Origin of the sequence: Oceanobacter sp. 1_MG-2023 (assembly GCF_030689025.1) — a bacterium.
Classification (GTDB): Bacteria; Pseudomonadota; Gammaproteobacteria; order Pseudomonadales; family Oceanobacteraceae; genus Oceanobacter.
The window spans coordinates 152,048-164,793 of the sequence record NZ_JAUYWA010000004.1; the positions used below are offsets into that span (position 1 = coordinate 152,048).

Sequence of the window (12,746 nt, forward strand, 5' to 3'; positions counted from 1 at the left end):
GGATGATTCAGATGAGGGCAACCACGCCCTCACCCGTTCGTGCATCGGGAAATCAGGCGCTTGCTGCCACAGCGGAGTCTTCCGCTTCGGTTTTCTTCCATGGCGCAGCCAGCATTTTCCAGCAAGGGTTATTCAGGGTCATATCCATGTCGCGGGCGAAGATGGCGAAACCATCAAAGCCGTGATACGGGCCGGAATAATCCCAGGAGTGCATTTGACGGAAAGGCACGCCCATTTTCTGGAAGATGTATTTTTCCTTGATGCCGGAACCGATCAGGTCTGGTTGGACCTTTTTCACGAACTCTTCAAATTCGTAACCAGTCACATCATCGTACAGCAGGGTGGAGTCACCCATTTCTTTCAGAGTACGGTCGTAATCATCGTTGTGACCGAATTCATAACCGGTACCAACCACTTCCATACCCAGATCTTCATAGGCACCAATCACGTGACGAGGACGCAAGCCACCGATGTACAGCATGACGCGCTTGCCTTCCAGGCGTGGACGGTACTTGGCGATCACGGCTTCCCATTCTGGTTGGTACTTGGCAATCACTTCTTCACACTTGGCCTGGATGCTTTCGTCAAACTGGGCAGCAATCTTGCGCAGTGACTCACAGGTTTTGGTAGGGCCGAAGAAGTTGTATTCCATCCACGGAATCTTGTACTTCTCTTCCATGTGACGGGAGATGTAGTTCATTGAGCGATAGCAGTGAACCAGGTTCAGTTTCACTTTTGGCGTCAATTCGATCTCAGAGATGGTGCCATCACCAGACCATTGCGCCACAACTCGCAAGCCCATTTCTTCCAACAGGATACGGGAAGACCAGGCATCACCACCGATGTTGTAATCGCCGATAATGGCAACGTCGTATGGTGTGGTTTCAAAACTGTTGTCTTCGTCACGGGCACCCAGTGCCCAGTCACGGACGGCATCGTTGGCAATGTGGTGACCCAGGGACTGGGAAACGCCACGGAATCCTTCACAACGAACCGGTACAACTGTCTTGCCGTGCTCGGCGGTTTTCTTTTTGGAGACCGCTTCAATATCGTCACCGATCAGACCGATCGGGCACTCGGATTGAATGGAAATCCCTTTGTTCAGCGGGAACAGGGTTTCGATTTCATCGATCAGCTTGGACAGTTTTTTGTCACCACCGAAGACGATGTCTTTTTCCTGAAAATCCGAGGTAAAGTTCATGGTCACAAAGGTGTTCACCCCTGTGGTACCGATGTAGTAGTTACGACGTCCTGCACGGCTGTATTGACCACAACCAACCGGGCCGTGAGAGATATGGATCATGTCCTTGATAGGACCCCATACCACACCCTTGGAACCAGCATAGGCACAACCACGAATGGTCATTACACCGGGCAAGGATTTTTTGTTGGACGTAATACATTTCTTGGATTGTTCGAGTTCAGGGTCGTTTGGAGTCAAGTGCTTGGCGCGGTCTTTTTTGGCTTTTTCTGGATAGACCTCAAGCACTTCCTGAATCAACGATTCTACTTCATCGCGGGACATGGCCATGGTGAGCCTCCTTCAAGTTAATAACGGGTAACAGACCGGGTTGCGCAAGTGAGGGGGTACCTGCGCAACACGGGTTCCGATAGGACCAATCTGTCCTATCCCGAGCATGGGCAGCCAACTCAGGAGAGTCAGCTCAGCCCGACCGCTTAAGCTTCGGCAGCGAGCTCAGCAGCAGTTTTACCGACGACAGAAGCGTCTTCTTCTTCCATGATGCCGAATTCCATCAACAACTCTTCCAGCTCATCCATAGTCACAGGCTGTGGAATAACCAGTTTTTTGTTGTCGATGATTTTGTTGGCCAGGGCACGATATTCATCCGCTTGTTTAGCGGTTGGATCGTACTCAATCACAGTCATACGACGGATCTCTGCACGCTGTACTACGTTGTCACGTGGGATGAAGTGGATCATCTGAGTGCCGATTTTGGCAGCCAGTGCTTCGATCAGCTCATCTTCACGGTCAGTGTTACGAGAGTTACAGATCAGGCCAGCCAGACGAACACCGCCGGAGTTGGCATATTTCACGATGCCTTTGGAGATGTTGTTGGCTGCATACATAGCCATCATCTCGCCAGAGCATACGATGTAGATTTCTTGCGCTTTGTTTTCACGAATTGGCATGGCGAAACCACCACACACCACGTCACCCAGTACGTCATAGAAAACGAAATCCAGATCGTCTTCGTAAGCGCCTTCTTCTTCCAGGAAGTTAATGGCCGTGATAACACCGCGACCGGCACAACCAACACCTGGCTCTGGACCACCGGATTCAACGCAACGGATATCGCCGTAGCCGGCTTTCAGTACGTCTTCCAGTTCCAGATCTTCCACGGTGCCTGCTTCAGCAGCCATTTCCATAATGGTGTTCTGAGCTTTGGAGTGAAGGATCAAACGAGTGGAGTCTGCTTTTGGATCGCAGCCAACAATCATTACTTTTTTGCCAGCTTCTGCCAGAGCAGCCACCAGATTCTGAGTGGTAGTGGACTTACCGATACCGCCTTTGCCATAAATGGCGCATTGACGCATAGCCATAGTCTGTATCTCCTGTAAATTTCCGAGCGAGGACCTTTACCCTTAAGGGTTCGGGGAGGCAGGCAACCGTGCTTCGTTGGCACTACTGATAACAAATCAGTCGCTTCCGGCATTTACCGAAAGCCTGTGCTGCCTGTTCACCAGTCCAATACTGCAGACCTCATGCCATTCCGAATAAAATATATAAGTCATTGTTTTTTAAGTTATTTTTATTTTTGTTAAGGATTTATTATCAGTATGTATCACGACAACAACAGTGACGATGTACTACACCCAACAAACAATTTGTCGGGTTTTGACGATTCTATTGATGTCAGATTATTGTCATATATCGATCGCCATATCCGGGGATAAAAAGTCTATATAAGTAGCTATATCTGAATGTCGTCTTTACGCCAAAAAACAGCCGTACGGTTGCTTTGCTACACAAAAAAACAAGGCCGGGAGGAGAGAAATTCAGCGGCCACAGGGCGCAGACAGCCGATCTGGCGGAACAGACTGGCCCGCCATCAATCTGGCCTGAATATTGAAGCAGTCACGGTAACGCTCAAGCGATTTATCCAATATGACGACAGAGAGGAATCCCACATGGCAAGCTCGGAGCTTCTGCAAACACTGACCAACGGTCTGCGTACAGGGCAGATCATTCCGTACCTGGGTGCGGAAACATTAAACGGTGTCGTAGAAACCACCACTGGCGAAGCGATTCCTGCCGACAGTGACAGTCTGATACTGGCAATGAATGGCGGTAAACCCATGGCCCCGCGACTGATGTATGAATTCCCCCGTGCGGCGATGAACCTGGAAAACAAAAAGGGCCGCAAATTTATCGAGCGCTTTCTGACCACCCAGTATGGCGAACGCCAATGGACCCAGTCCCCCTTCCACCAGTGGCTGGCGGATATGGAACTGCCTTACATTGTTGATATCAATCGCGACACCCAGCTGCAGAATGCCTATCAGGGCCGCCCCCATACCCTGATCGTAGGTATCTCTCGTATCGCTGGCACCGACTATCGTTTCCGGATTTTCCAGTCCGATGGCAGTGACTACAGCGAAATAGACCAAGACAGCGTCGACAGCCAATTGCCGATCCTGTTCAAGCCCATGGGTACTCCGGTCCCCGAGCCTTGTTATATCGCTTCTGACGCCGACTATGTTGACTACATCACTGAACTGATGGGAGGTTTCGCCATTCCTGGTTTCCTCAAACAATACCGTCAGGGCAAACAATACCTGTTTGCTGGTATGCGGATGCAACGGGACACCGAACGCATGGTGTTGAGCGACATTATGTACAGCGCTGGCGAACCGGCGGGCTGGGTCTTGATGCCCGAACCTAATGATAAAGAACGTCGCTTCTGCGACAAAAAGAACCTGGTGATTGTTGAAGCCGATTTCAGTGAACTGATGGCTGAAGCACAAGCACTGACGGCTTGATACCTTGTTGATAGCTTGATACCTGTTGCCCTTATTGGACCCGTACCAATGGGCTTCAGCCCTCTCAGCCTAATCGTGGTGGGTGAGAGGGCTGATATTGACTCCTCATTTCTGTTCTCACCATCCTCTCTGTTGTCGTATTACTGACCCGGCCCCGGGCCTTCTCCCCCATACAGTCTTCCGTGCTTCTGCCCTGGATAACACACCATAAGACCTTTCAGCACGCCCCTCTTGCCTTATCCAACTTGCCTTGTTTTGTCATACAAAAAGACTATACCTTGACATAGTGGGTAATCCTGTTCAAAAACAGCTTGGAGCCTTGCCGTTGACAGGTATAACTACATAAGCAAACACTTGAAGCGGTCATCAGGAAAGCGGATGCTAATAACAAGGCAAACGCTGGCAGCGGATGTCCAGCTCATCAAACCAGCCTCTTTGCGCGATCATTGTAAGTAACCCGACATCCCTTGGAGCACCTGTCTTCCATCAGGGCTCAGGGACAAGGAATCAAGGCCCGGACGCCTTACCGGCCGGTGCCAGCACCTCGGCAAAAGGATAACCATATGCTCAAGAGCTACGATGATGCACCATTAACAACCGACCTCTCTCGTAAAACCCTGGCCCTGGTTCTGGCCGGTGGTGAAGGCAGCCGATTAAAACAGCTCACTCGCTGGCGGGCCAAACCGGCGGTTCCTTTTGGTGGCAAATACCGCATTATCGATTTTGTATTGTCGAACTGTGTTAACTCAGGTATTCGCAAAATCAGTGTGGTTACCCAGTACAAATCCCACTCGCTGATTCGTCACGTCCAGCGGGCCTGGTCTTTCATGCGTTATGAAGTGGGTGAGTTTGTTGAACTGATGCCCGCCCAGCAACGTATCGATAAAGGCTGGTACAAAGGTACCGCCGATGCCATTTATCAGAATCTCGACATCTTGCGCCATCACACCCCCAACTATGTGCTGATACTTGGTGGTGACCATATTTATTCCATGGACTACACCCGCATGTTGGCCGCCCACCAGCAATCCGGTGCCGATGTCACGGTCGGTTGTGTCGAAGTTCCCCTTGAAGAAGCCTCCGACTTCGGGGTGATGTCGATCGACGAAAACATGAAAGTCACCCGTTTCAGCGAAAAGCCCGCCAACCCGGAATGTATTCCCGGCAAACCAGAATCAGCGCTGGCCTCCATGGGCATTTATGTCTTCTCCAGTGATTTTCTTTACCGCACCCTGATTGACGATAACGACAACCCGGATTCCTCCCGCGATTTCGGCAAGGACATTATTCCCGGCGTAATATCACGGCATAATGTCCAGGCCTTCCCATTTACGGATGAAGCCAGCGGTAAACCGGCTTACTGGCGGGATGTTGGCACTTTGCAGGCGTTCTGGAAGGCCAATATCGATCTCTGCAGCATCACCCCGGAGCTGAACCTCTATAACCGCGACTGGCCAGTCTGGACGTATCAGCCACAATTACCTCCCGCCAAATTCACCTTCGATGACGAAGGTCGCCGGGGTGAGGCCATCGACTCGCTGGTCGCTGGTGGTTGCATTATTTCCGGTGGCAGAATCAAGCGCTCGATCATTTCCAGTGACTGCCGGATTCACAGCTACTGTCATGTCAAAGACACCGTCATGCTGCCAAACGTCAATGTACATCGTTATTGTCGCATCCAGAATGCGGTGATTGACAAGGATTGCGAAATACCGGAAGGCACCATTATTGGTGAAGATCCCGAAGCCGACCGTCAGCGCTTTTACGTCGATGAATCCGGCATCGTGCTGGTCACGCCCGATATGTTGGGGCAAAGCATCCATATGACCCGCTGATCCGGTAGATAAACTGACGGCCAAAGCCTCACGACAGCCCCATACCGACAACACCCTGGAACCTGTTTCCATAACGGACCGTTCATATGCAGCCAAACAAGATCAAACTGGTTATTTGCTGGCACATGCATCAGCCTCACTATCGTGACGGGCTTGATGGCCAGTATCGCCTGCCGTGGGTTTACCTGCATGCCATCAAGGATTATTCCGATATGGCTGCCCATCTGGAAAACAATCCGGCGGCCCGCGTAGTCGTCAACTTCGCCCCGGTGTTACTGGAACAGCTGGATGACTATGCCATCCAGATGCGCCAATGGCTGGCCGATGCCCAACCCACCGGCGACCTGTTGCTGAACCTGGTCGCTGGCGCCAGCCCTGTCACCGATGACCTCGCGGCTCGGCTGGATATTCTGCAATCGTGCAGCAAGGCCTTTGCCCCAACCATGATTGATCGCTTTCCACCGTTCCGCAAACTGCTGGATATGGCCCAGGGTGATCAGATCACCACAATCGACGATGCGCACAGCCTGTCGTATTTCAATCGTGATTTTTTTACCGACCTGCTGGTCTGGTATCACCTTGCCTGGATGGGACATTCCCTGCGCCTGCGAGATGAACGGGTTGGACAACTGATCAACAAGGGCCTGGCAGAAGAGCACTTTAATCACGACGACCAGCGCACTCTGGTGTCCATCATGGCGGACATCCTTGAAGACATTGTGCCCCGTTACCGCCAGTTACAGGATAGCGGCCAGATTGAAATATCCATGACGCCATACGGCCATCCGATTGTGCCGCTGCTGATTGATTTTAATACCACCCGTGATGCCATGCCGGACGCCGCCTTGCCAGAGCATCCGGGTTATCCCGGCGGTTACGAGCGTGCCCGCTGGCATATGCAACACGGTATTGAGCAATTCCGGCATTTCTTTGGGCGCGCACCTTCCGGGGTCTGGTTGTCCGAAGGGGCGGTATCCAGTGCCGCGGTCGGCTTGCTCGATGAATTTGATATTCGCTGGACCGCTTCCGGTGAAGGCGTCTGGCGGCATTCCTGTGAAGCCTCCCAGCTGGATATCCACGATATCTCCTCCAAACGGGCACTCTATCAACCGATGCGCCACAACGATCAACAATGTGCATTGTTTTTCCGCGATGACGGTATGTCGGACCTGATTGGTTTTGAATACAAAAGCTGGGACCCGCAAGACGCCGCCAACAACTTTGCCCACAATCTCGACAACATCGCCAACCACCTTGGTGACCAGGTCGACCAGCATGTGGTTGCGGTGATTCTGGATGGCGAGAACCCCTGGGAATATTACCCGGACAACGGCTACACCTTCCTCGAAACCCTCTACCAGACCCTGACCGAGCATCCGCGTATCGCCATGACAACCTTCTCCGATGCCCTCGACCAGAATGCCTGCGTGCGTGATTTACCAGTGCTCAAGGCTGGCAGCTGGGTGTATGGCAGTTTCTCAACCTGGATTGGCGACAAGGACAAAAACATCGGCTGGGACTTGCTGGTAGAAGCCAAGCAGGTGTTTGATCAGGTCGTTGCCAGCCAGCAACTCAGTGACGATGAACAAACCATTGCCACCCACCAGCTGGCGGTCTGTGAAGGCTCCGACTGGTTCTGGTGGTTTGGTGACTACAACCCGGCCGACTCGGTTCGTGACTTTACCCTGCTTTATCAGCGCCACCTGGAAAAACTGTATCAGCTGCTGAAGCAGCCAATACCCGACAACCTTGATCGCTTACAGGCTGGTGGTGGCAGTCACTCCAACCATTCAGGCACCATGATTCGCAACTGAACAGGGATGATGATGGCTAATACAACCGCAAGCACTGCGCCCAAGATACAACCGGATCCACGCTCACGCTGTGCCGGAGTGCTGCTGCACCCAACCTCGTTGCCATCCGGCAAACTGGATGAATCGGCCTGGTTGTTTCTCGACTGGATGCAGGCCGCTCATTTGACGGTGTGGCAAATGTTGCCCTTGATGGAACCTCTGGACGGCCTGTCACCCTATCAGGGTGTCTCGGCCTTCGCCCTCAATCCTGCCCTGTTGCCGGATCATTGGCAAAACCAGATCGACCCTCAGGCGCTGGCGGCATTTATCGCCAATCCACCACACTGGCTGCAACCTTACGCCCGTTTCACATTACTGAAACAGCTGCATGACGGCAGCGCCTGGAACCAGTGGCCCGATGTCTACAAATTCCGCGACCCACAGGCTCTGGCCGATCTGGATCAACACTATGCTGACGAACTGCACGCCATTGTCAGCCAACAGTTCGCCTTGATCCAGTGTTGGCAGCAGCTGAAACACGCAGCCAATACCCGCGGCATCCAACTGTTTGGGGATATGCCGATTTTTGTTGCCTACGACAGCGTCGATGTCTGGAGCAATCCGGACGAATTCAAGCTCGACGACAACCTTAACCCTACCGTTGTCACTGGTGTGCCACCGGATTATTTTTCTGCCACGGGCCAGCGTTGGGGCAACCCTCATTACCACTGGCCTCATATGGAAGCCAACGGCTTTTATTGGTGGCGACAACGTATGGCCTGGAGTCTGGAGCTGTTTGACCTGGTGCGTATTGATCATTTCCGCGGTCTGGAAGCCAGCTGGGAAATTGCCGTCAGCGAGCCAACCGCCATGACAGGCAACTGGGTTAAAGCCCCCGGACACGCTCTGCTCTCGGCATTACAAGCCACCCATGACCCACTGCCAGTGATCGCCGAAGATCTCGGAATCATTACCCCGGAAGTGGTGGCGCTGAAAGAGGCCTTTGGTTTGCCCGGCATGTCGGTACTGCAATTCGGTTTTAATGGCTTGCCCGACAACCCTCACGCACTGACCGAACAGGTCGAAAATTCGGTGGTTTATACGGGTACCCACGATAACGAAACCACCCTTGGCTGGTGGCAAGCCCTACAAGATGACGGCCAGAAACACTGGATTCTGTCACAGCTCGACCTCCATGTCGGTGAGATGCCCTGGCCGCTGATCGATGCCGCGCTTCAATCACCTGCCTATATGGCCATTATGCCGCTACAGGACTTTCTCGGACTGGATAACCAGTCCAGAATGAACACTCCCGGCACCATCGTCGATAATTGGCACTGGCGTTATCAACCACAACAACTGACTGAGGCGCTGGCACAACGGATTGCCACCCTGGTCGATCGCTGTGAACGCTACCCTGCCGAGCAAGAGAAACAGAAACCTCATGACTGAAACAACCGCCGTGTCACAACACCTGCAATGGCTGGAAAACGGCGAACATCCGGACCCTTTCCGTTTTCTGGGTTTGCATCAGGATGACCAGGGCTGGCTTGTCCGGGTCTGGTTGCCCGGTGCCCGTCAGGCCTGGCTGGAACAGCAACCACTGCAACCGCTGTCGGATAGCGGTTGTTTTGTTGCCCGTCTCAATAAGGCCCAATACCAGCAGCTACCAGAACATTACCGCGTTGCCTGGCAAGAAGACGACGCCATTCGCCATGAAATCACTTCTCCCTGGTCTTTTTCCCGCCAAGCGGGAGACCTTGATCTGCATCTGTTTGCCGAAGGTCGCCACTGGCAAATCTATAATCTGTTAGGTGCTCACCCACGCTGTATTGATGGCATCGACGGCGTGTATTTTGCTGTTTGGGCACCCGCAGCCAAACGGGTCTCGGTGATTGGCAGCTTTAATAACTGGCATGGCCTGCGCCACCCGATGCGCCCTTGTGATGGTTCCGGCATCTGGGAACTGTTTATCCCCGGCCTGCACCCCGGTGATCTCTATAAATTTGAAATTCTCAGTGGCCATACCAATACCCTGCGCATCAAGACCGATCCTTACGCCCGGCAGATGGAACTGCGCCCGGAAACCGCTTCCGTCGTTTGTCGCAGTCAATATGCCTGGCAAGACAACCAATGGCTGACGCAGCGGGCTGCGGCCGACTGGCAACACCAGCCCATCAGTATTTATGAGCTGCACCTTGGTTCCTGGGCGCGGGATAATCAGGGCCACTTTCTCAATTACCGTGAACTGGCCCAGCGGCTGGTGGGCTATTTGCAACACACGGGCTTTACCCATGTTGAGCTACTGCCCATTGCCGAACACCCTCTCGACCAGTCCTGGGGCTATCAGACCTCAGGGTATTACGCTCCGACCAGTCGCTTTGGTCATCCCGATGACCTGCGCTTTCTGATCGACCTGCTGCACCAACACCAGATAGGTGTCTTCCTCGACTGGGTACCAGCCCACTTCCCACGGGATGACTTTGCTCTCGCCCGCTTCGATGGCACCGCGCTGTACGAACACGCTGATCCGCGTCAGGGTGAGCATCTGGAATGGGGCACCTATATTTTTAACTACGGCCGTAACGAGGTACGTAATTTCCTCATTGCCAATGCCCTTTACTGGTTGCAGGAGTTCCACCTCGATGGCCTGCGGGTTGATGCCGTGGCCTCCATGCTGTGCCTTGACTACGCCCGGGAAGAAGGCCAATGGTTACCCAATCGCTATGGCGGCAACGAAAATCTGGAAGCGATTGAATTCATCAAGACCCTCAACCACGAAGTACACGCCCAATGCCCCGGTGCCCTGATGATGGCAGAAGAGTCCACCTCCTGGCCGATGGTTTCGCGCCCGACCTGGATGGGTGGGCTGGGCTTCTCCATGAAGTGGAATATGGGCTGGATGAACGACACGCTGAGCTATTTCAAACAAGATCCTATTTACCGCAGCCATCACCATAACCAGCTGACGTTTAGCCAGATGTACGCCTACACAGAAAACTTCGTCTTGCCGTTGTCCCACGATGAAGTAGTGCATCTGAAAAATTCACTGGCAGGTAAAATGCCTGGGGATAACTGGCAGAAAATGGCCAACCTGCGGCTATTACTGGCCTGGCAATGGCTGAACCCCGGCAAAAAACTGCTGTTTATGGGGGGCGAACTGGGCCAGTGGACTGAATGGAACGAAGCCGTTTCCCTCGATTGGCATCTGCTCAACTACCCGGATCATCAAGGGATCCAGCAGCTGGTGTGTGACCTCAACCACCTGTACCGCCAGGCACCGGCGTTGCATCAGTACGAGTTTGAACAACAGGGATTCGAATGGATCGACTGCAATGATTCCCAGCACTCACTGCTGAGTTTTATCCGCAAAGGCGACCACGAATGCATGGTCTGTCTGTTCAACTTTTTACCGCTACCACGCCAGCATTATCCGGTTGGCATGCCGCACGCCGGCAGCTGGCAAGAAACCCTGAATACCGATGCCGGACTGTACGGCGGCAGTAATGCCGGTAATCAGGGCATCGTTTATACACAAGAGCAACCGCTTATGGGTCAACCCTGTTCCGCGCTGGTGACATTACCACCACTTGGCGCAGTGGTACTGACATACCAGGATTACAAGGGTCCTCATCCTTCATGAATATATTGTTTGCCACCTCTGAAATTCATCCGGTGATCAAGACCGGCGGTCTGGCGGATGTATCGGGAGGTTTGCCGAATGCTTACTCCCGTCTCGACAACCAGGTACGTGTTGTACTGCCGGGTTACCTCGCGGTATGGGAAAAGCTGACCCAGGTTCGCAAAATTGCCGCATTCCAGATTCACACCAGTTTTTACAGTCACTCCGTGATCATCAAAGAGGCCTGCTGCAAAGGCATCGATGTTCCGCTATGGATTGTCGATATTCCTGAACTGTTCGACCGTCCAGGGAATCCTTACCTGGCCGATGATGGCCGGGACTGGTGGGACAATGGCGAACGTTTCGGGGTGTTCTCCCGCATTGTTGCCGAGCTGGCCATGGACAAACACGGCATCGGCTGGCGCGCCGACCTGGTTCAGGCCAACGACTGGCAAACCGGCCTGGTACCGGCTTACCTCGCCGAAGAAAGCCAGCCTCCGGCCACTATTTTTACCATCCACAACATGGCTTATCAGGGCAATTTCCCCAACAGCCTGTTTAATTATCTCAACCTGCCCTGGCACTGGTGGAACGCCGAAGGTGGTATCGAATTCCATGGCCAGATGTCGATGCTCAAAGCCGGTATCGAGATGGCTGACTGGGTCACTACCGTCAGCCCCACCTACGCCCAGGAAATCACTCTGCCGGAATTTGCTTACGGGCTGGAAGGTGTGATGGCCCGCAAACAGCGCGAAGGCCGTTTGGTTGGCATTATTAACGGCATTGACGAGGATGTCTGGAACCCTGAGACCGACCGTCTGATCAGCCGTACCTACAGCGCCAAAAAAGGCCGGGTAGCGGCCAAGGCCGATAACAAGAAGGCCTTGCTTAACCATTTTGGCTGGCATGAATCCGAAATCGATCTCAAGGTCCCGGTGATTGGAATGGTCGGCCGTCTGGTCTGGCAGAAAGGCGTGGATCTGGTACTGGATCTGATTCCACAAATGCTTGAGCAGCACAATGCCATCTTTCTGGTACTGGGCAGCGGTGATCGCCAGCACCACGAAGCCCTGCAGCGACTGGCCATCAATTATCCGCGCCGGGTGCTGGTTTATCTGGGTTATTCAGAAGCACTGGCTCACCTGGTCGAAGCCGGGTCCGATATGTTCCTGATGCCCTCCCGTTTTGAGCCGTGTGGCCTCAACCAGATTTACAGCCTGATGTACGGTACTCCACCTATCGTGCACAGCACCGGCGGCCTCGCCGATACCGTGGTGAATGCCACCAAGGAACACCTCGATGACGGCACTGCCACCGGTTTTGTTTTTTACGACCCCAGCCTGCATGCCCTGAAATCAACCCTACAGCATGCCCTGCACCTGTTTGGCAAAAAACGGACTTGGCAAAAGCTGCAAAAACAAGGCATGCAACAGCATTTTGGCTGGCAGAACAGCGCCCAACACTATCTGAACCTGATTCAGTAATTCAGCAGGA

8 protein-coding genes are annotated in these 12,746 nt (G+C 53.3%); 6 read left to right on the forward strand and 2 right to left on the reverse strand.

Going from position 1 to position 12,746, the window contains the following annotated elements:
• Positions 1–52 precede the first annotated feature (52 nt).
• Together nifD and nifH are read right to left on the reverse strand one after the other, a co-directional pair.
• Positions 53–1,531, reverse strand: a complete 1,479-nt coding sequence (gene nifD / locus Q8W22_RS04665; protein ID WP_303432265.1) for a nitrogenase molybdenum-iron protein alpha chain — start codon at positions 1,529–1,531, stop codon at positions 53–55.
• Between the two features lie 146 nt (positions 1,532–1,677).
• On the reverse strand, positions 1,678–2,562 hold the full coding sequence (nifH, locus tag Q8W22_RS04670; RefSeq protein ID WP_303432267.1) for a nitrogenase iron protein: 885 nt from the start codon (positions 2,560–2,562) through the stop codon (positions 1,678–1,680).
• Between the two features lie 588 nt (positions 2,563–3,150).
• Between nifH and Q8W22_RS04675 the strand changes: the two genes are divergently transcribed.
• The 6 genes from Q8W22_RS04675 (at position 3,151) to glgA (ending at position 12,736) form a co-directional block, all read left to right on the forward strand.
• Entirely contained in the window at positions 3,151–4,002 is an 852-nt protein-coding gene (locus Q8W22_RS04675) for an SIR2 family protein (RefSeq protein ID WP_303432269.1), read from the forward strand.
• 563 nt (positions 4,003–4,565) lie between these two features.
• Positions 4,566–5,837, forward strand: a complete 1,272-nt coding sequence (gene glgC, locus Q8W22_RS04680; protein WP_303432271.1) for a glucose-1-phosphate adenylyltransferase — start codon at positions 4,566–4,568, stop codon at positions 5,835–5,837.
• A gap of 86 nt (positions 5,838–5,923) precedes the next feature.
• Positions 5,924–7,651 (forward strand): glycoside hydrolase family 57 protein, encoded by a 1,728-nt coding sequence (locus tag Q8W22_RS04685; protein WP_305451724.1) that lies wholly within the window; start codon positions 5,924–5,926, stop codon positions 7,649–7,651.
• A gap of 12 nt (positions 7,652–7,663) precedes the next feature.
• A complete protein-coding gene (malQ, locus tag Q8W22_RS04690) occupies positions 7,664–9,082 on the forward strand; it encodes a 4-alpha-glucanotransferase (protein WP_303432274.1) in 1,419 nt (472 codons plus the stop codon).
• A complete protein-coding gene (gene glgB, locus Q8W22_RS04695) occupies positions 9,075–11,273 on the forward strand; it encodes a 1,4-alpha-glucan branching protein GlgB (RefSeq protein WP_305451725.1) in 2,199 nt (732 codons plus the stop codon). The genes malQ and glgB overlap by 8 nt, the downstream gene beginning before the upstream one ends.
• Positions 11,270–12,736, forward strand: a complete 1,467-nt coding sequence (gene glgA, locus Q8W22_RS04700; RefSeq protein ID WP_303432277.1) for a glycogen synthase GlgA — start codon at positions 11,270–11,272, stop codon at positions 12,734–12,736. Before glgB ends, glgA begins: the two co-directional genes overlap by 4 nt.
• The last annotated feature ends 10 nt before the right edge of the window (positions 12,737–12,746 follow it).